Source organism: Rufibacter soli, assembly GCF_054781795.1.
The window spans coordinates 136,259-155,557 of record NZ_BAAGTS010000003.1 but is presented as its reverse complement, the minus strand read 5'-3'; the positions used below and the strand labels follow the sequence as shown (position 1 = coordinate 155,557).

Annotated in this window: 14 protein-coding genes; 4 read left to right on the top strand and 10 right to left on the bottom strand. The window is 48.9% G+C overall.

Going from position 1 to position 19,299, the window contains the following annotated elements:
* Positions 1 to 4: 4 nt before the first annotated feature.
* The 4 genes from ACYVJQ_RS14070 to ACYVJQ_RS14055 form a co-directional block, all read right to left on the bottom strand.
* Positions 5 to 3,406, bottom strand: a complete 3,402-nt coding sequence (locus ACYVJQ_RS14070) for a DUF4175 family protein (RefSeq protein ID WP_460893740.1) — start codon at positions 3,404 to 3,406, stop codon at positions 5 to 7.
* 269 nt (positions 3,407 to 3,675) lie between these two features.
* Positions 3,676 to 4,449 (bottom strand): exodeoxyribonuclease III, encoded by a 774-nt coding sequence (locus ACYVJQ_RS14065; RefSeq protein WP_460893739.1) that lies wholly within the window; start codon positions 4,447 to 4,449, stop codon positions 3,676 to 3,678.
* On the bottom strand, positions 4,450 to 4,791 hold the full coding sequence (locus ACYVJQ_RS14060) for a hypothetical protein (protein ID WP_460893738.1): 342 nt from the start codon (positions 4,789 to 4,791) through the stop codon (positions 4,450 to 4,452).
* A 263-nt stretch (positions 4,792 to 5,054) separates the two neighbouring features.
* On the bottom strand, positions 5,055 to 5,405 hold the full coding sequence (locus ACYVJQ_RS14055; RefSeq protein ID WP_460893737.1) for a carboxymuconolactone decarboxylase family protein: 351 nt from the start codon (positions 5,403 to 5,405) through the stop codon (positions 5,055 to 5,057).
* A 67-nt stretch (positions 5,406 to 5,472) separates the two neighbouring features.
* On the opposite strand from ACYVJQ_RS14055, the gene ACYVJQ_RS14050 reads away from it, so the two are divergent.
* The gene (locus ACYVJQ_RS14050) at positions 5,473 to 6,189 is read left to right on the top strand and encodes a ComF family protein (protein WP_460893736.1); all 717 of its coding nucleotides are present in this window, start codon (positions 5,473 to 5,475) and stop codon (positions 6,187 to 6,189) included.
* Between the two features lie 84 nt (positions 6,190 to 6,273).
* Here ACYVJQ_RS14050 and ACYVJQ_RS14045 read toward each other — a convergent pair whose 3' ends face one another.
* The 3 genes from ACYVJQ_RS14045 to ACYVJQ_RS14035 form a co-directional block, all read right to left on the bottom strand.
* Positions 6,274 to 6,708, bottom strand: coding sequence for a hypothetical protein (locus ACYVJQ_RS14045; RefSeq protein WP_460893735.1), 435 nt, complete (start codon positions 6,706 to 6,708; stop codon positions 6,274 to 6,276).
* A gap of 77 nt (positions 6,709 to 6,785) precedes the next feature.
* Positions 6,786 to 7,973: a gliding motility lipoprotein GldJ gene (gene gldJ, locus ACYVJQ_RS14040; protein WP_460893734.1), complete on the bottom strand. Its 1,188-nt coding sequence runs from the start codon at positions 7,971 to 7,973 to the stop codon at positions 6,786 to 6,788.
* A 72-nt stretch (positions 7,974 to 8,045) separates the two neighbouring features.
* On the bottom strand, positions 8,046 to 9,038 hold the full coding sequence (locus ACYVJQ_RS14035) for a PorP/SprF family type IX secretion system membrane protein (protein WP_460893733.1): 993 nt from the start codon (positions 9,036 to 9,038) through the stop codon (positions 8,046 to 8,048).
* A 129-nt stretch (positions 9,039 to 9,167) separates the two neighbouring features.
* On the opposite strand from ACYVJQ_RS14035, the gene ACYVJQ_RS14030 reads away from it, so the two are divergent.
* Together ACYVJQ_RS14030 and ACYVJQ_RS14025 are read left to right on the top strand one after the other, a co-directional pair.
* Entirely contained in the window at positions 9,168 to 12,185 is a 3,018-nt protein-coding gene (locus ACYVJQ_RS14030; RefSeq protein ID WP_460893732.1) for an AsmA family protein, read from the top strand.
* A 145-nt stretch (positions 12,186 to 12,330) separates the two neighbouring features.
* On the top strand, positions 12,331 to 13,122 hold the full coding sequence (locus tag ACYVJQ_RS14025; RefSeq protein WP_460893731.1) for a DUF4382 domain-containing protein: 792 nt from the start codon (positions 12,331 to 12,333) through the stop codon (positions 13,120 to 13,122).
* A 122-nt stretch (positions 13,123 to 13,244) separates the two neighbouring features.
* On the opposite strand, the gene ACYVJQ_RS14020 is transcribed toward ACYVJQ_RS14025, so the two are convergent.
* From ACYVJQ_RS14020 to ACYVJQ_RS14010, 3 genes are all read right to left on the bottom strand, one after another.
* On the bottom strand, positions 13,245 to 13,730 hold the full coding sequence (locus tag ACYVJQ_RS14020) for a DinB family protein (protein WP_460893730.1): 486 nt from the start codon (positions 13,728 to 13,730) through the stop codon (positions 13,245 to 13,247).
* An 80-nt stretch (positions 13,731 to 13,810) separates the two neighbouring features.
* Positions 13,811 to 14,200, bottom strand: a complete 390-nt coding sequence (locus tag ACYVJQ_RS14015) for a diacylglycerol kinase family protein (RefSeq protein WP_460893729.1) — start codon at positions 14,198 to 14,200, stop codon at positions 13,811 to 13,813.
* 271 nt (positions 14,201 to 14,471) lie between these two features.
* Complete coding sequence (locus ACYVJQ_RS14010; protein ID WP_460893728.1) at positions 14,472 to 15,638, bottom strand: acyltransferase family protein; 1,167 nt, start codon at positions 15,636 to 15,638, stop codon at positions 14,472 to 14,474.
* A gap of 565 nt (positions 15,639 to 16,203) precedes the next feature.
* On the opposite strand from ACYVJQ_RS14010, the gene ACYVJQ_RS14005 reads away from it, so the two are divergent.
* Entirely contained in the window at positions 16,204 to 19,299 is a 3,096-nt protein-coding gene (locus ACYVJQ_RS14005; protein WP_460893727.1) for a SusC/RagA family TonB-linked outer membrane protein, read from the top strand.

Genomic DNA, 19,299 nt, shown 5'->3' with positions numbered 1-19,299 from the left:
AAATCTAATAACCTAATTGCTTAAAATAAGCATCTACCTGTCTTTTATAATAAGGAGTCAGCGCAGGTAGGTTCTGACGGAGCGTTTCTGTCTGCTGTTTCTGCCGTTCCTGGTACTTCTGGAGCGATGGCGGGATGCGGGCCGGCAATTCCTTGGCGGTATTGGCTTCCCTTTTCTCATCCAGATCACGCTCATTGGCGGCCTTCTCAGCTTGCAGTAGGCGCGTCAGAATCTCTTTCTGTCGCATCATGGTCTGTTCCGTAAGACGTTTATTAACGAGATCAGTTTCGGTTTGTTCCATGAGCTTGCTCAAATTACTGAGTTTCTCCCCTCCCTCCTTGCCTCCGGGGGCACCTGGCGCCGGGGCTAGCTCCTTCATAGCGTTACGAAGCATTTCCTGTTGGGCGGCTAACCTAGCCAGCTGTTCAGACAGTTCCTTGCCGCTTTTGCCGCTCTTCTGCAGTTGCTGAATCTGTTCATTGAGCTGTTGCTGCATCTGGCCCATCTTACCGGGTTGGTTCTTTCCGTTCTTGCCTTTGCCTTTCTTTTTGCCGGGTCCGCTTTGCTGCATGGCCATCATGGCCTGCTGCATCTGCTTTTGTACGTCACTGAGCATGAGGGCCAGGTTGTTCATGGAGGTCATGGCCAACTGTTGGTGGTTTCCGGTTTTGCCCAGGTTGCGCTCTTTGATAGACTCAGAGCTTTTGCTCATCTCCTCTTCCATGGCCCCTACTTCACGGGTCACAAAGGATTCTATCTGCGGAACGCGTTTGGCCAGCGACAAAAGACTGTCTTCAATAATAGTGGCGTCATCTGAGAGTTTAAGCTGCTGCTGGGCCAGGCCTATAAACCTAGGGTCTGTCTGTTGCACAGATCTGAAGTCTTTCATGAGCTTCTCCTGGTCAAAGGAAAGAGTCACCAAGTTCTCCAGGATGTCTCTTAGATGATCCAGGTTCTCCTGCATCTGCTGCATGTCACCGCCCATCTCCTGGCTCTGCATCTGCTGGGACATCTCCTTCATCTTCTGGGCGGCTGATTTCTGCTGCTGGCTTGCCTTCTGGTTCTTGCCTTTCTGCATAGATTCCTGGGCATTCTGCTGCTCCTGCTCAATCTGCTGCTCAGTCTGGTCCGTATCCGGCATGTCTTCCGGGTTCTCCAGCTCTTTGTTCAGCTTATCGGCTTCTTTGAGGTCTTCCTGCATCTGTTTGAATTCCTCTTGCAGCGCTTTCTGCTCCTGTTGCAAGCCTTGGTCTGCTTTCTCTTTCTGCTCTGCGGTCTTGTTGGCCAGGTCTTCCTGCTTTTTAGCCATCTCATCCAGCTTCTGCAGGGCATTGTCTAGTTTCTGCTCTACCTGAAGTTGCTTGAACATTTCCAGTAGGCGGTCCAGCTCTTTCTGGAGGTTGTCTTCCTTGTTGTTGAGTTTGTCCAGGAGAGGCTGTATCTGGGCTGGGTCTGGCTGTTTCTGTTGCAGGAGTTTTTCCAGTTGCTCATACAGCTTTTTGGTTTCCTCATCCAATAGCTGGTCCATGAGCTTTTGCAGTTGCTCGCGTTTTTCGGCTAATTTCTCACTCTGGGGCGAGAAGCGCTCCTGCTGCTGGTTGAGCTGCTCGTTCATCTTCTTCATGGCTTCCAAGTCTTCCTGCAAGGCCTTCTTCTTCTCAGCTAGCTCCTGCAGGGCTTTTTTGTCCTGGTAAGAGAGCTCCTTCTTGAGTTTGGTCTTGTCCTCGTTCTGCTCTAAAGACTTTTTCAGTTCCTCCGCCTTGGTGAGCGATGATTTCATCTGGGACTGCACCTGCTGCGAGGTTTCCTCAATGGATTTGCGGAGCTCAGACGGGTCTGGGTACTTGAAAATGAAGGTAGAGGTTCGGGCGCTCTTAGGCTGCGGTACCTGGTCATTGTCTGTGACCTGCACATAGTACTCCAGCTTGTCGCCGGGCTGCAGGTTAAAGGGTTTCAGGTTAAGCTGATGAAAGTAAGACTGCGTGGCCAGAGAGCCATTTATGGGCAAGCCTACGGTTCTGTACCCGCCCCCAGACTGGTTGCCTTTGAGCACGCGGTAGTATAGCGCCAGCCGACTGAATCCATAGTCATCAGAGATGGTCCCGCCCACCACTAAGTAAGAATACAACACTGAGTCTTTGAACTGCTCCAGCGTGATTTCAGGGGTTTGGTCTGGGATGACGGTCACCTGGTGCGAAATCTGCTCCTTGTTCTCTGAATAAGGATTTTTAAGGTGCATGCTGTAGGGCTGGCTCTGCAGGAAGATTTTCTTGACCACGTATTCCTCGTCCTTAAGCTCAGCTTTTACGGTTTGCGCAGGGGCATGGAACTGCAACCATAGGGAGTCCGCATTGTCGGCGGCCAGACGCCAGGTAACCTGTGTACCCTCCGGAACGGTCAAATCACCGGTGTTATCCAGTGTTTCGGCCGGTTTGCGGGTATAGGCCGGGTATTTCAGCTCCGCCCTCAAGGACCGAAGCATGGGGCGGGCCACCACGTTTAAATGGTTGGAAGCAGAATAAAAGCCGGCACCGGTCAACTGGAAATCCACGGGCTCCTGCACTTGCTTGAACTCATAGACATAGGTATTGTCACCGGTCTGTTTAAGCGGAAGCACCCTCCCATCCAAGACCAGCGCCACCTCCTCCGGAATAGATTTCCCTTCAATGGTCACCTTCAGCTCAAAGTCTTCGCCTTTGAAGGCCTGCAGTGATCGGTTTTCAATCTTGAACTCAAACGGTGCTTTAGGGGTATAATGCCGCTTGAAATGGATAATCCGTTCGGTACCCTGCACAAACAGCGCCGGATAGATAAAGGCCAGCACCAACACCAGAGACAAGGGCAAGAGCAGGTATTTGAAGTAAGAGCGGTTCTGGGTAAGCTTGATACGCTCCGGGAAACGGTAACTGGCCAACTCCTCAGACCGTTGCTCCACGCTGGCGGCTACTAGATCATTGTTCAGGGCCACGTTCTTGAGTTGCAGCAGATTCAGGAGCCGGTCCTGGATCTCAGGGAAATACTGTGCCACCTGCCGGGCCGCCTGCTCATCTGAAAGCAGCTTTTTTAGGTTAGCCAGGGCCATGAGGGGCGTCCAGAGCCATCTTATAATGGCAAAAGCGCTAATAGCCAGAAAAGAGAAGAGCAGAAACGCCCTAACCTCCGGCTGAAAGTAAAAGAAGTACTCTAAAACAGTAATGAGCAGGAAAGAAGACAGCAGCAGCCCCACAGTGAGAAGCGCGCCTTTGAAGAGCAGGTTCAGGTAAAACTTACGCTTGAACGCCTGAAGCTGCTGTAAAACTAAATGGAAAGAACCGGCAGCCCGCATACTTTGAAGAGAAATTAAGGAGGTAGTCAGGAAACGGGAACGTAGCAGCAGGAAGTCCAAGTCGTTTCCTTGCCTTTTCATACGTAATTAGGTAGTAGAGTATTAACTCTTTCGCTCACTAATTTATTGTTAATTCTTTGAATTGGAAGCTATTGCCCTGTTTTAGGCCTGTTTTCTGGAAAATGGCCCCGAAACGAGACTAAGGTAGGACTTCTATAGCGGGAGATAACAGGTTTGCTAGCGCTCATGCACCAAAGCTTGGTATGTAATGAAGACAGAAAAGAAAAAGGCGTTTTGGAGCCGTTTTTAAGAAAACAGCCCCAAAACGCCTTTTGAGAAAGAGGGAAAGCCTATGCCTCTACCGGGTGCATTTCCAGCAACACGGGGCAATGGTCAGAGTGTTTAGCCTCCGGTAAAATGGCGGCCCGTTTCATGAACGGCTTTAGGTGGTCAGATACCAACAGGTAATCAATGCGCCAGCCCAGGTTCTTGGTGCGCACATTGGCCCGGTAGCTCCACCAAGTGTACTGGTGCGGCTCTTGGTTGAAGTGCCGGAACGAGTCAATGAAGCCATCCTTCAGGAAACCAGAGAACCAGTTGCGCTCCTCGGGTAGGAAGCCCGAGCTCTTGGCATTGGATTTAGGGTTGTGGATATCAATGGCCTGGTGGCAGATGTTATAGTCGCCGCAAATAACCAAACCGGGCACCGTTTGCTTTAAACCCTGCATGTACTGTTGAAAATCACGGAGCCATTCCATCTTGAAGGCTTGCCTATGTTCCCCGCTGGAGCCAGAAGGCATGTACACATTCAACACCGAATACCCGTCAAAATCTGCCCTGATGACTCTTCCCTCCTGGTCGTACTGCTCTATGCCGCAGCCAATGCAAACATTCTTGGGTTCTGCCTTGGAAAGGATAGCCACGCCGCTGTACCCTTTCTTGGTGGCCGGGTGCAAAAACACTTTGTAGCCCAACTCTTCAAAAGGGACTTTGTCGAATTTGTCCTCGCAGGCCTTTATTTCCTGCAGACACAATACGTCTGGGTTGGCTGCCCTTACCCAGTCCACAAATCCTTTTGAGATGGCAGACCGGATGCCGTTTACGTTATAACTGATGATTTTCATTTAACTCATTTGGTCAAAGTATTCCAAAGCATGCCACTTGAGCATGCGCTCCTGTTCTTTCAGGTTGCAGGCAGGTAGTTGCTTGACGGATTTCCAATGCGGCCATCCGTCCTGGTCGGTTCCCTCCAGTTCATAGTAGCCAGACAAGCTGAGCAGTTTGCAGGTGGCAATATGCATGAGGTCCTGCTTTTCCTCTTTGGTGAACTCCCGCGCCCCCTGCCCTAGTTCCTGAATGCCTATTAAAAAAAGGATGGTATTGAGGTCAGGCTTCTTACCGAACTTCTTCTTGAAATCCTGGCGCAGCGCTGCCCACCGGACATCAAAATCTTCTTCGTTCTCCATGGGTGCCGTGTGTATAAGTGTGCTAGTAAGAGAAGAGGACAGCTGTGGATATGATTAGTTTTCCCACTTAGTTTTTAAGTATGTTTTAAGCCTATTTTTGCCAAAACATGCTTAAAACGTAAATTATGTGGTTTGCTACCTTCCGCGGAAATCTCTTTAGAAAAGGCTTTTAATCCTAGTAATCCACAGTGGCATTCTTTGCTGTTTTAAGCCCGTTTTTCATAAAACAGGCTTAAAACAGATTTGCCTTTTCTCGGTTTGCTTTACCCTTGCTGTTCCGTTTTCAGTTCTTCCCAGTACTCCACCGCTCTTCTAAAGTGAGGGATCACAATGGAACCGCCTATCAAATTCGCAATGGCGAACACTTCATATACCTCCTCATCAGAGAGGCCGCACTCAAAGCATTTGCCCAGGTGGTACTTAATACAGTCATCGCAGCGCAGGACCATGGAGCAGGCCAGGCCTAGCATTTCTTTGGTCTTCACGTCAATGGCACCGTCTGCGTAGGCATTAGTGTCCAGGTTGAAAAAGCGTTTAATTACTTTATTATCCGCGGCCATGATCTTCTCGTTCATGCGGGTGCGGTAGTCGTTGAATTCTTTTACTTGGCTCATTGTTGTGCGAAATTAAACGGGCTCCTGTGCCCTACTGTAAAGTTACACCAAAATCAGCAAGAGTGCTATGCCCCCACCCTTACAGATGACCCTGCGTACGCTCTTCCATGATTTTCTGGCCTTGCTGTACCCCGAGGAGTGCCGGGCTTGTGCCGGTGATTTGGCCATGGGCGAAGAGGTCATCTGCAGCCATTGCCGCATCAAACTACCCTACACAGATTTCCATACCTCACCTTTAGATAATGCCTTGCATACAGTTTTCTGGGGGAGGGTTCCTCTACAGGCAGCCGGCGCATACCTCAAGTTTCAGGAGAAGGGACGTGTGCAGCGGTTATTGCACCAACTCAAATACAGAGGCCAAGAAGAGGTAGGTGAAGTATTGGGCCGTTGGTATGGTGCCTTACTGCAAGGCCAGCCAGGCTACGCAGATATTAAGGTGGTAGTGCCGGTGCCCTTACATAAAAGCAAGCTGAAGCAAAGAGGCTACAACCAAGTAGCGGCCTTCTCCCGGGAGCTGGCTGTAGCCTTGGCTGTTCCGGTGGCGGAAGATGCCCTGCAGAAAAATAAGAACAGTGTTACCCAAACCAAGAAAGACCGGCAGGCCCGATGGGAAGCTATGCAACAGCTGTATAGTATATATAATAAGGAGTCTATCCAGGGTAAGCATGTGTTGCTGGTAGATGACGTGATTACCACAGGTGCCACGTTGGAGGCTTGTGCCTCCCTCCTACTCCACCAGGGTGCTAAGACCGTGAGCGTGGCGGCCATTGCCTATACCTTGTAGAATTGTCTATAATGATTAGGCTAAAATGTATTTTAAAGCGATTTAGCATATCCTAGATAAAGTTGTTCTCTCTACAAGTTGTTACTACAGCTTATGATATATTCTCTGTAGTAACTCATTAGTTAAAACCAGTTGGTCAGCAGATACATCTACCATGTAGATAGTCCCATCTTCAAGCTTTATCTTATAAGTAGCTTTGGAATCCTCGTAAGCTATATCCAGTATTGTATAATTTGATCTCTTGTAATAGATCGGTGGTGATGTCTGAGAGGTCTTAGCCTCCTCAGTGATTATATTAGCTTTAAATTCAATAGTAGTGACATTACTTGCAGGTAAGCACCCTACAACGCCTCCGCATGACATTTCAAGTTTCCACTTACTTGAAAGGGAATAAGGATATACTTCATCTTTTTCACATGAAAAAAGGAGACATATAATTGGGATAATTAAAACAACAGACTTTTCCATGACCCTTACTGTTTTTATTTCATGACCCTTATTCTTCTTAATTGGATGCATCTATATAATTATATCCTAAAAAACAAAAAGGGCCGGTTACTAACCGGCCCTTTTTACTTATGCTTTAGAAACTTTTCTTATTTGTTAGAGCCAGTGTTAATCATGGCGCAACGGAAACCAATAGTAGAGGTAGCAGAATCCTGCTCCATGAATCTACGGGTACCAGGAGATAACCAGTAGGCTACGTCTTTCCAGGATCCACCTTTGTATACACGAACGGTGTTAGTGATCAAAGACTGGAAGCCAGCTACGTCATACATAGAAGAGTCATCCAATACACCGTTTCTACGCACCGGGTTCAAATCTTCCACGTCCTGGAAAGAAAGCGGACGGTACACGTCTTGTACCCACTCGTTCACGTTACCAGCCATGTTATACAGACCGAAGTCATTGGGCGGATAAGCGTACACGTACTCAGTGATCATGGCACCGTCATTCAAAGAACCGGCAATACCGGCGTAGTCACCACGGCCACGTTTGAAGTTAGCCAGGAACTGACCTTGGTTTTTACCATATGGGTTACGCACCTGGTGGCCGTCCCATGGGTAGATACGCTTGTTGGTTTGGTTTTCTTCTTCGCTCAACTGAGTCCCGATCAAGGCCTGGGCAGCATATTCCCACTCAGCCTCTGTTGGGAGACGGTAGTTGGGCAGAATGGCGCCAGACTCAATTGGAGGCGTAGCACCTTCGGCTAAGTCACCTTTGTATTTAGAGGCAAGGCCTTTGTTTACCATGGCCGTTCTCCAGGTACAGTAGTCCTGGGCCTGCAGCCAGCTCACGCCTACTACCGGGTAGTAGCGGAAACCTGGGTAACGCAGGTAATAGCTTACGTAAGGGTCATTGAAAGAAAGCTCACGCTCCCACACGGTGGTGTCAGGTAACGCTTTGGCATAGATTTCTTCAGAAGAGTCTTTCCGGATGTAGTGTAGGTATTCTAACCAGTGAATGTTGGCTACCTCTGCCTCGTCCATGTAGAAAGAAGCAATAGTAACGGTACGCTCAATGTTATCACGGGTCATGGCCACGTCTTCTTCAGAAGAGCCAAGGGTTGTTCTACCACCTTCAATAAAGACCAGACCTGGTCCTTCAGGTACGTCGCTGTAGTCTGCTACCGCAAAGCCCCCCTCTTCTTCATCAAACTCAATCCCGGTGGCAGTACTCTTTTTGCCCGGATCTTGGCTGGTGGGACGTTTGTTCTTGGAGCAGGAAGAAAACACGATCATCCCCGCAGCCAACACGTACATTAATTGTTTAGACAGCTTCATAAATTTGGTAACTACCAGATAAATTGTATTCTTAGATCAAATATACCTTTTAACACGCAATATTATAGAAAATTAGAACGCTGGGCAAGCAATCCGATTGTATTTTTTATCGGAGCCTGACCTTTTAAAAATCTTCTCGTAATCCACTTTCTCAAAGGAAAGAATCAGCTCATGGGTGGGGCCCAGGGCCACTGGGTTTTCAGACACCGGGTGCCGGTACCCATATCCTATTTTAAATCCCTTATGTGTAACGCCTGCCACCCCCTGTATAGTACTTGCCAGGGGTGTATTTTTTGTACCCGGCAGCATGGTAGCACCCAACCCTACCGTGAAAGGAGTGAAATTGGCATAAATACTTGCATCCAGGCGTTTAAACGCACGTTGGTGAAGATACGAAAGGGTGGGCACAAAGCTAATCTCCTCAAATTTATTTTCTGAAAAATAGCTTTTCAGGTAAAACCGGTACCCCGTCTGCAGCTGAAAAGTAGGCGCCACGGTGCTCCCAGAACCTTCCCCCACGGCCGGGGAATTCAACTGCGTGCTAGAGAGCCCTACCCAGAATTGGCGGGTAAAAAGAAGCAAACCGGCCCCCAGGGACAGATACTGCTTTCTCTCAAAGCTGAAAGTCTCTGTAGTAGGCTGATTAACAGTGCCATCCGGACCTAACTGGTCTTCAAAGATTAAGTTTTTAGTACCTGGTCTCTCGGCACCGTATCCTACCTGCAGGCCGGCACTCAAATCCAGTTTTTGTTTTAATTTTGTATGGTAGGCGTAAAGGGCGTTCGCCTGCACTTTCTGGTACCCGGCGCCCGGTGCTTTATCAGATAGAAACGTAGCCCCTACCGCATTCTTTTTTTCCAGGAAACGGTACTCGCCGCTCACCATTTGGGTACTGAACCCCGGGCTGACGCCGGTCCATTGCGAGCGGTGGCCGGCGGTCACGCTGTAGTCAGACAATAAACCGGTAAAGGCGGGGTTAAGGAAAAGGCGGTGGGAATAAGGCAAAACACTGCCGCTCTCCTGTGCCTGGGCCGGGAAAGAACCTATCCAAAGCAGGATAACCAAGGGAACCAGGCCACGCCACCTAAGAAAAGTACAGCAAAAGAGACGGCACATTAATTGCAGAAGCCTTACCAAGCGCATAATCATTTGAAAATGCCTAAACTTACAACCTGAAAATACATCATTACCAATATGAGGAAATTAATTATAGGCCTGGCAGTATTTGTAGTAGTGTTGCTTGCCGCCGCCGCCTTGGTTCCTATCTTCTTCAAAGATAAGATCAAAGACCGGTTAGATAAAGAGATTGCCAAAAGCGTGAACGCCCGGGTCTTATACGAAACAGATAACGTAAGTCTGTCCCTATTTCGCACATTCCCAGATCTGGCCCTGAGCGTGAAGGATCTCACCATTGTAGGCAAAGACTCTTTCCAGCGCGACACGCTGGCCTACCTGCCAGATTTCAGTCTGGGCCTGGACCTGATGAGCGTGATCACCGGGGACCAGATGAAGATAAAATCAGTGCACCTGGGCGAGCCGCGCCTGAAACTGCTGGTGCTCAAGAGCGGGAAAGCCAACTGGGACATTTTCATCCCAGACTCCCTGGCCGCTGCCCAAAACCAGGACACCACTGATTTCAAGATGGCCATCAACGAATGGAAAATGGACCAGGGGCAGATTATCTACCAGGACCTGAGCATTCCCTTCGGCATAGCCGCCTATAACGTAGACCACACCGGCAGCGGTGACCTGGCCAAGGACATCTTTGACATGACCACCAAAACCCAGGCCGAGCGCTTTACCATGACCTATGACGGCGTCAACTACATAGAGAACAAGAAGCTGGACGCCGACGTGACCATGGCCATGGACCTGAACAAGTTCCTCTACACCTTTAAAGACAACAACTTCCGGCTCAATGATTTCGCCTTCGGGATGGCAGGCTCAGTAGGCATGCCCACCGATGATATCAACCTGGACCTGACCTTCAAAGCCCTGGAGACCGATTTCAAGAATATCTTCTCCCTGGTGCCCGGCGTGTTCACCAAAGATTTTAAGGACGTGAAGACAGATGGGAAAGTAGCCTTTAACGGCTACGTGAAAGGGGTGTACAATGAGACCACCATGCCGGGCTTTGGGGTAGACCTGAAAGTAAACAACGGTACCTTCCAGTATCCAGACCTGCCACAGGCGGCCAAAAACATCAATATTGACATGAGCGTGAAAAACACCGATGGCAATATGGATCATACCCTGGTAGATGTGCGCAAACTGCACCTGGACCTGGGCAAGAACCCGGTAGACGGCCGCGTGGTGATTGATGGATTGAGCCCTATGAAGATTGACGGGAACCTGAAAGCCAAGCTGGACTTAGCCGAGGTGACTAAGGTGTTCCCGGTAGAAGGCACTACCCTGCGCGGCTTGCTGGACGTAGACGCTCAGGCCAAAGGCGTCTACTTTGAGAAACACATGCCGGTGGTAACCGCCAAACTGAACCTAACCAACGGCTACGTGAAATCAAGTGAGTTCCCTGCCCCACTGGAGCAGGTGACCGTGATAGGCAACGTGAGCAACCGTACCGGCAACGCCGCCGACACCGATATCCAGATCTCCCGGTTTAAGATGCTGCTGGACAAAGAGCCCCTGGAAGGCCGCGTTTCCATCAAGAACCTGGCCCAGCCCCAGTTTGACGCCGATGTTAAAGGTGTGCTGGACCTGACCAAACTCACCAAGATTTTCCCCATTGAAGGTACTACCCTGAGCGGCCGCCTGAACGGGAACATTCTGGCCAAAGGCAAGATGACCGATGTAGACGCCGGAAGGTACGGCAACGTGCAAGCCAGCGGTACCGTGCAGATTGCCAACCTCAACTATAAGAGCACAGATTTGCCGCAGGGCATGAAGATCAACTCGGCTAAAGCTACCTTCAACAATGAGCAAGTGGCCCTGCAGCAACTGAACGGGTTCCTGGGCAAGAGCGACGTGCAGATGAATGGCACCGTGTCTAATTACATGGGCTACCTGTTCTCAGAGAACCAACCCCTGCGCGGAAACTTCACTCTGAACTCCACCAACTTCAACGTGAATGAGTGGATGGTGGATGAGCATACCGGCCAGACCGTTCCCTCCTCTACTAAGGAGGCGCAAGGCGTGGTGCAGATTCCGGCTAACCTGGAAATGGTGTTGATAACCCAGGCGGGTACCGTACTGTATGACAACCTCAAGCTCCAGAACCTGAAAGGCAAGGTGACCCTTAAAGACCAGATAGCCAGACTGGAAGACGTTACGTTTAACACGTTGGGAGGTCAGTTTTCCACCACTGGTTCTTATGACTCCAGAGACCTTATCCACCCTAAATTCTCCTTCGGGCTAGACATTAAGAACCTTGATTTCCAGAACGCTTTCAGTGCTTTCAACACCATTCAGAAGATAGCGCCCATTGCTAACCTGCTCAAAGGTGAGTTCTCCACCAAGTTTAACCTCAACGGCGAACTGGGCAGTGACATGATGCCCGTTATGAGCACCCTTACCGGTAAAGGCATGATTGAGGTGGTAGAGGCCGTAGTGGCCAATGTGAAGGCCCTGAGCAAGATCAGCCAGTTGACCAACCTGAATGAGGTGCAGAATTTCTCCATCAAGGGCCGGAACTTCGCGGCCGAGGTAGTGGGCGGAAACCTGGTAGTGAAGCCGTTTGATTTCACGGTGAAGGACATCAAGATGACCGTGGGCGGTACCAATAATCTGAGCGGCAAGATAGACTATATAGTAGCCTTGGATGTTCCCTCTGGTAAGGTAGGAAACGCTCTGGCTGGCAAACTCACCAGTTTATCTGGCGTGCAGAACCTCAAAGGCCTGGAGCGGGTCACCCTGAACTTGGGAGTGACCGGTAACTACAATGACCCCGCCGTGTCCCTGAAAGGCAGCAGCTTGAAGGCCGAGGCCTCTAACCTGGTAAAAGAGGTGGTGAGCTCCAAGCTGGAAAGCGTGAAAGAGAAATACAACATCACCACGCCTACCAATAAAGACAGTATCAAAGCCGAACTGGTCAAACGCCAGCAGGAAATGGAACTGAAGGCACGTCAGGAACTGGACAAGAAACGCGTGGAGGCAGAACAGAAGCTACGGGATGAAGCCAAGTCCAGGTTGAATAAACTGCTCACCCCGCGCAAGCCTGCCCCTACCCCTCCGGCAGACACTTCCAAGCAGCAGTAACCCACAGATGGTATTTTGAAAAGTTGTTTTAGGCACGTTTTTAGAAAATGAGGTCTAAAACAACTTTTTATATACTTTGATAAAAGATGTGCGTTAAAGGTCTGCTACGGAGAAGTAGCCCCATTAACCCCCTTATTTTTTGACTATGAGAAAGAGTGTATTCTTTGCCATGATGTGCTTGTCCGTGCTTGGTTTCACGGCTTGTTCAGAAGAAAACGACCCTTCCGGCACTTCCCGTATGGAAGTAAGATTGACAGATGCCCCCGGTGACTATGATGAAGTGAACATTGACATTAAATCTGTGCAGGTGCACCGTGACGCCAATGATGATGGGTCTGGCTGGATCACCCTGGAAACCATCAAGCCAGGCGTCTACAACCTCCTTGACTTCGCCAATGGCCGTGATACGCTGCTAGCCAGCTCTACCCTTCCGGCGGGCCGTATTTCCCAGATCAGATTGGTATTAGGAAACAACAACACCCTTAAACTGAAAGGCAGTAACTCTCTGGTGCCACTTACCACCCCCAGCGGACAAACCTCTGGCGTTAAGCTGCAGGTAAACGCAGAGCTGCAGCCAGACGTGACTTATGTGATGCTGCTTGACTTTGACGCCGCCAAATCTGTGGTGCCAAGAGGCAACAGCGGCGCCTATAACCTGAAACCGGTGATCAGAACTATTACCCAGGCCGTGGCCGGGGGCATTAGAGGTACTGTTACGCCAGCTGCCGCCAAGCCAGGTATTCTGGTGATCTCCGCGGCCAATGACACCATAGGCGGCTTCGCCGATGACGCCGGGAATTACCTGATCAAAGGCATTCCGGCAGGTACCTATAAAGTGCAGTACAGCACCGTGGCTCCTTACAAAAACAAAGAAGTAACCGGTGTGGTGGTGACCAATGACCGAATCACTGATATCCCGGCGGTAAACCTGAACTAGGTCTTACCCAGCTAGATCATAAAAAAGAGAGGAGACCTGTTATGGGTCTCCTCTCTTTTTTTGTACTGATGTATAAATCTGTTTTAGGCCCGTTTTTCAGAAAACAGGCCTAAAACGGAAAATTAAAGTTCCAGGTCCTGGCCGTACTGAATGCGCACGTAAGTCACATAATCAGAATTGATGGGCTCATGGCCGGCCAGCCTCAACTCACGTGAAACCTGTCCGCGGTGATAAGTGGCGTGGTTAATGGCGTGGGTCAAGATATCCTGCACCTTGGTGGAATAAGCCTTGCCTTGGGTGTTGGTGTATTCAATGGTACGGGCCAGTTCAGCGGCATCGGCGTTGGCATACAGTTCCACCAATTTAGGAGAGGTTTTCTCATGCAGCTGGTGCAGCTCTTCCAAAGAATGCACCTGCAAAACGGTTACCGGGCTCTTGGTACCGGTAATGCGCGCAATCCAGATGGCCTGGGCATTCAGTAAATGGCTGAACATAAGCTGGGCGTATTCTGGCAAGGCGCCTTCAATGCGGTCCAGGCTCTTCAAGATGCGTGTGTTGGCCCAAACGTTATATTCGGTGAGGTTCTTGAGTACGTCTGTAGTAGTCATGGTAAGAAAAAAGGTAAACAAAGAGGCAAGTGCCTCCTAAAGCGGGCAAAAGTAACAAACCTGTTGTTTAGAAGGAAGGTTTACGAAGACTTTAAGAGAAGGGTCCAGAGATAGGGGAAGAAAACCAGGGCGCCAATAAGCGCGGCCGTGCAGGCGGCCACCAATACGGCGCCCGCCGAAATGTCTTTTGCTTTGCCCGCCAGCGGGTGTCTGCCCGGCGATACCAGGTTCACCAATACCTCCAGCGCCGTGTTAAAAAGCTCTGCCATCCAGACCAGGCCTACGGCGAAAATAATCAAGGCCCACTCTAACCGCGTTATGCCCAGAAAGAAGCCCAGGGCCACCGCCCCACCCGCCGACAGCACATGCCACCGCAGGTTTTCCTCAGACTTGAACGCTGAGGCGATTCCCTGCAGGGCATACCCGAAACTGTTCAACCGTCTTCTTATATAGGTGGGTTTCCTTTCCATCTGGCAGGTAATACGAATAAAGCTGGTAGGCGTCTAGCTTAAACCTATTGTTGGAGTATGATAACACTTGAGAAGTATGAAGGTCAGCATATTCTCCCCTGTCCTATCTTCCGGCTGGGCCGCCACTCCTTTTCTAAGGGGTAAAATTAAAGCATCAGGAAGTAGAAGCACGCATGCTTGCCAATAAAAAAGCTTCGGGTGTTTTGAGGCCGTTTTTCCAAAAACGGCCTCAAAACACCCGAAGCTTCTATCTCAGGTTTCCGTTCCGGGCTTATACTTTGATGATAATGTTCTTTCTATACATCACATATAAAATCACCATCCAGAAAAGAATCCAGGTGAGGGCCCAGGCCAGGGAGGCATTATACGGCGAAAGCCAGGTGGTGTAAAAAGTATTGTAGAGGTAGGTTTTGCTGTCCACCTCGCCGGCGGCCGTGTCTACCTTAATCATGCCCATGATGCGCGGAATCAGCCCAGACAGAAAGAAAACTGTAATGGCGTTCACGCCATAGACTAAAAACGGGGTGGTAAAGCGGTGGTAGCCTTTCACGTCAATGAGCCAGTAGCATAATCCCAGCACCAGCATAGCCAATCCGCCGGAATAGAGCACATAGGAGCTGGTCCAGAGGCTTTTGTTGATAGGGAAATGCAGATCCCAGATAAGGCCCAGGCAGGTACAGATCACGCCCCATACCATCAGCCAGGCTATTTTGTTGCCGGGTTCATCTTTCTGCTTCAGCCATTGGCCCACCTGTACGCCCAAAAGCGCGGTGACTATGGCAGGCAGGGTACTGAGAACGCCTTCGGGGTCCCACACCTTGGTTTGGCTCCACAGGTGGCCGGGCAATAAGGTATTATCCAGCCAGGCGGCCAGGTTGGTGGTGGGCAGCAGGTTGGACTGGCCAATGCCGGGTACCGGGGCAAACATCATCACCAGCCAATAGCCCACCAGTAATACCGCCATGATCACTAGCTGCGTACGCTTTTCGGTTTTTAAAAAGATTATGGCTGCCAGAATGAATACTACCCCAATGCGCTGCAACACCCCAGGTATACGCACGGTCTCAAAAGCAAACTTAGGAAACAGTGACAAGAACAGACCCAGGGCAAACAGGGTGAGCCCGCGCCTTACAATCCTGAGCAAGGTTTTGTTGTGGGTCTCAGGGTGCAGTTTGCTACCAACCAGGGCGTAGGCAATGGATACCCCCACTATAAATAAAAAGAAAGGGAACACCAGGTCTGTAGGAGTACATCCGTTCCAGGGAGCGTGCTTAAGGGGGGCATAGATTTTCCCCCAGTTGCCTGGGTTATTCACCAGGATCATGGCCAGGACAGTAATGCCCCTAAACACGTCTAGTGACCGGAGCCTGGTTCTGGGAGGTACCGCAGAAGGTTCCTGAGTGAGTACGTGTTGGGTAGCAGCAGAAGAGACTTGCACGGGGAAATAAGTAAAAGGTGAAACATTAGAAATAATACCAGTTGACAGGCTGAAACAATTGACTTGGGGAAGGCCTTGTGTTACCTGGCAAATTAACTTACTGAGCCAAAGGCACAACCTTCATGAATATCAAAGTTGCATGATTGCCTGCTCAATAAGAAAATATTTTTAAATAATTGGGAGAAAGTAATTAAGAATATTAAACAACTCTTGTATTCATTAACCAGGTTCTCTATATTTTCCACTTGAAACTATCTGTAAAGGGGAAAGCACCTGCTTAAGTGAAGCGCTTGAGGCAGAGTGAAGTTGCTGATTTTTATTGTAAGATTTGATAAGAATTAGATTACAGCTTTAAAAAAGCTTAAAAAGTTGGTCTTGTTACCCAATTTTTTTACCGAATCCTTATTTTATCTTTCAGCCTTTGATGAAATAGGATAACTTGCAATACTTTTCACCTACTCTAACCTCCTTTTAAATAAGTGCCTATGTAGTAGAATTGGCTTCTGATTGCACACAGAAAAAACAACAAACAAAATTCCATTCCAGTACCCTAAATCCTTTTTTTATGAAAATAATGTTACGGCTACTATTATTTGTCTTGAGCTTATCCATAGCTCAGGCAGGTTTTGCCCAAAGCAAGACAATTACCGGAAGGGTGACTTCTTCTGATGACGGCTCGGCGATGCCCGGCGTAAGTGTGGTGGTAAAAGGTACCACCGTAGGTTCTTCCACAGACGGGAACGGACGCTACTCAATTCAAGCCCCGGTAGGCGGGGTTTTAGTGTTCAGTTTCATAGGTACAGTCTCCCAAGAAAGAACAGTGGGCGACAACAACAGCATTGATATAGTGCTTAGAACAGACTCCAAAGCGCTGGACGAGGTGGTAGTAACCGCATTAGGTATTGAAGAAAGAAAAGCGGCCCTTGGCTATGCCATTACTGAGGTGAAAGGCGCTGATGTAGCCCAAACCCAGCGCGAGAACTTCGTGAATGCCTTAGCTGGCCGCGTGGCCGGGGTTGAGGTGAATTCCAATTCAGGTTTACCTGGTTCTTCTACCTCTGTAACCATTAGGGGGGTAAGCTCATTGAGCGGTAGCAACCAACCATTATACGTGGTAGATGGTCTGCCTGTAAGTAATAGTACTTTCAGTACTGCCAACTTTGCCGGTACTGCCAATACTCTTGAGAACAGAGGGGTAGACTATGGTAACAGGGCCGCAGACATTAACCCGGAAGATATTGAGAACATTACCATTCTAAAAGGACCGGAAGCTTCTGCCCTTTACGGGATTGACGCAGCCTCTGGCGCTATTGTGATTACCACCAAAAGAGGAAAAGCCGGTACTGCTTCCATCAACTACAGCAATACCTTTAGAATGGACCGCATTGTAAAGTACCCTAAAATTCAGCAGCAATATGGCAGAGGGGTGCAAGGTGTAACTGATGAAGGAACCACCATTACTACCTACTTTGGAGAAGCCTACCCAGAGGGAACCCAGTTTTATGACAACGTAAAGAACTTCTTCCAAACCCAGACGTCACAGAGACACAACCTGGCATTCTCTGGCGGAACAGAAGCTTCTACGTACAGAATTTCTGCCTCTTATACAGATGCCGGTTCTTTTGTGCCTAATACTGGTTTGCAAAGATTCAACCTTTCTTCTGCTGTAACCTCCAAGCTGAACAAATACATCTCTACAGATGTGTCTTTCGCTTATACAAAGTCAAATGTAGAGTCAGTATTCAACGTAAATGGCGGCCCAATGCTAGGCTTGCTGTCCTGGCCCTCAAATGATGACGCCAGAAACTACCTTGATGAGAATGGCAACAGACGGTTTTTTTCTGCCAGTTCTACTAGCACTGAACTGGAGAACCCGTTCTTTAACGTAAATAAGAATCCTATCAACAATGACCGTGACTCTTATGTAACAAACGCTAAGATTGTGATTGACCCTGTTTCCTGGTTCAAATTCGTTGGTAACGTAGGGTTTGACTATTATTCTCAGCAGATCAAGCAGGTGCGTCACCCAGAATCCAGAATGTCTGGCTCTACCGGAGGTATTTTTGACCAAAGCTTAAATACTGGCCGCGTAATCAATGTGCAGTACTATGGCCAGTTCACTAAAAAGTTCCTGGATAATAAAATTGGAGCTGACCTGAAAATTGGTAGCGCCATTAATGACCAGAACTATTACACCCAGGCGGTAAACGGACAGAAATTCCTGGCTCCTGGCCTTTTCTCTATTGAGAACACAGACCCAACCACCAACCGTGGTAGAAACAGACTTTCTCAAAGACGTTTAGTGGGTGTGTTCAGCAGCCTTGGGTTGAGCTACGACGATATGTTGTATCTGAACTTTACCGGCCGTAATGACTGGACCTCTACCCTACCAGTAGTAAATAACTCCTTCTTTTACCCTTCTGCTAGCGTAAGCTTCGTCTTTACTGAATTGGCCCCTTTGGCAGAATTTAAGAACGTACTTTCTTTTGGTAAACTGAGAGCCTCTGCCGCGCAGGTAGGGAAAGATGCTGACCCTTACATGATCCGTCCTTGGCTGGAGCCTAGATCTACCACTGGTGGTGGCTTTGGCTATGCTTTCAATGGCCCGGCAGAAGCATTGCTTCCAGAAAAAACTACCTCTTATGAAGTAGGTGCTGAAGTGAAGTTTTTCAATGACCGTTTAGGTGCTGACTTTGCCTTGTATAGAAAAGTCTCCAAAGACCAGATTGTAAGAGGTATGCGTCTTTCTTATGGAACAGGCTTTGTACTGAAAACTTTCAACGCCGGTGAGATTGAGACAGGCGGGTATGAATTCCAGATCAACGCTACTCCTCTTATCATCAAGGACTTTAGCTGGGACATGAACGTGAACTTCAGCCACAACTATTCTACCCTGGTAAAGCTACCTCCTTCCATCCCAGAGTATTACAGTTCAGATACTTGGTTATACAACAACGTACGTAATGGTGCCCGTGTAGGTGGCCCGGTTAACTCCTTCACCGCTTATGAGTACCAGAGAAATAAAAAAGGAGAAATCCTGATCAACCCTTCTAATGGTTTCCCGCTTCGTGACTTAACTGAGTGGAAAGTGGTAGGCGACAGAACACCAGACTTTATGATGGGTGTGGGTAACACCTTCAAGTATAAGAGCCTTTCTTTGAACTTCTTGTTTGAAATCAGAAAAGGAGGCGATGTGTTCAATGCCACTGAGCACTTCTTAACTGTGCGTGGTTTGAGCATGAGAAGCCTTGACCGTTTCACGCCAAGAGTATTTGACGGGGTATTGGCAGATGGTCTACAGGATACTGAGAACCCTACCAGAAACAACATTGTGATCAACCCTGTTCTGGATGCCAACTTCTATGCGGCTTCTGCCGGTGAGGTAGACTATATTGAAAAAGATGTTCACTGGGTACGCCTAAGAGACGTAACGCTCCGTTATTCTCTGCCAACCAGCCTCCTACAAAGAACCAAGGTAGCTAAGTCTGCCAGCGTGTTTGTAACTGGTACAGACTTATTCTTAATCACCAATTATTCTGGTCTTGACCCAGTGGGTAGCGCAACCAGTTTGGCAACAGGCGGTAGCGGTGGCTATGGTTTTGACTATGGTAACCTGCCAATGCCAATGGGTGTGAACGTGGGGGTTAATATTGGATTTTAA

What these genes read in the sequence shown, in the direction of transcription:
- ACYVJQ_RS14070 (WP_460893740.1), bottom strand. Translation starts at nt 3,406, where the DNA reads ATGAAAAGGCAAGGAAACGACTTGGACTTCCTGCTGCTACGTTCCCGT.
- ACYVJQ_RS14065 (WP_460893739.1), bottom strand. Translation starts at nt 4,449, where the DNA reads ATGAAAATCATCAGTTATAACGTAAACGGCATCCGGTCTGCCATCTCA.
- ACYVJQ_RS14060 (WP_460893738.1), bottom strand. Translation starts at nt 4,791, where the DNA reads ATGGAGAACGAAGAAGATTTTGATGTCCGGTGGGCAGCGCTGCGCCAG.
- ACYVJQ_RS14055 (WP_460893737.1), bottom strand. Translation starts at nt 5,405, where the DNA reads ATGAGCCAAGTAAAAGAATTCAACGACTACCGCACCCGCATGAACGAG.
- ACYVJQ_RS14050 (WP_460893736.1), top strand. Translation starts at nt 5,473, where the DNA reads ATGCCCCCACCCTTACAGATGACCCTGCGTACGCTCTTCCATGATTTT.
- ACYVJQ_RS14045 (WP_460893735.1), bottom strand. Translation starts at nt 6,708, where the DNA reads ATGCATCCAATTAAGAAGAATAAGGGTCATGAAATAAAAACAGTAAGG.
- gldJ (WP_460893734.1), bottom strand. Translation starts at nt 7,973, where the DNA reads ATGAAGCTGTCTAAACAATTAATGTACGTGTTGGCTGCGGGGATGATC.
- ACYVJQ_RS14030 (WP_460893732.1), top strand. Translation starts at nt 9,168, where the DNA reads ATGAGGAAATTAATTATAGGCCTGGCAGTATTTGTAGTAGTGTTGCTT.
- ACYVJQ_RS14025 (WP_460893731.1), top strand. Translation starts at nt 12,331, where the DNA reads ATGAGAAAGAGTGTATTCTTTGCCATGATGTGCTTGTCCGTGCTTGGT.
- ACYVJQ_RS14020 (WP_460893730.1), bottom strand. Translation starts at nt 13,730, where the DNA reads ATGACTACTACAGACGTACTCAAGAACCTCACCGAATATAACGTTTGG.
- ACYVJQ_RS14015 (WP_460893729.1), bottom strand. Translation starts at nt 14,200, where the DNA reads ATGGAAAGGAAACCCACCTATATAAGAAGACGGTTGAACAGTTTCGGG.
- ACYVJQ_RS14005 (WP_460893727.1), top strand. Translation starts at nt 16,204, where the DNA reads ATGAAAATAATGTTACGGCTACTATTATTTGTCTTGAGCTTATCCATA.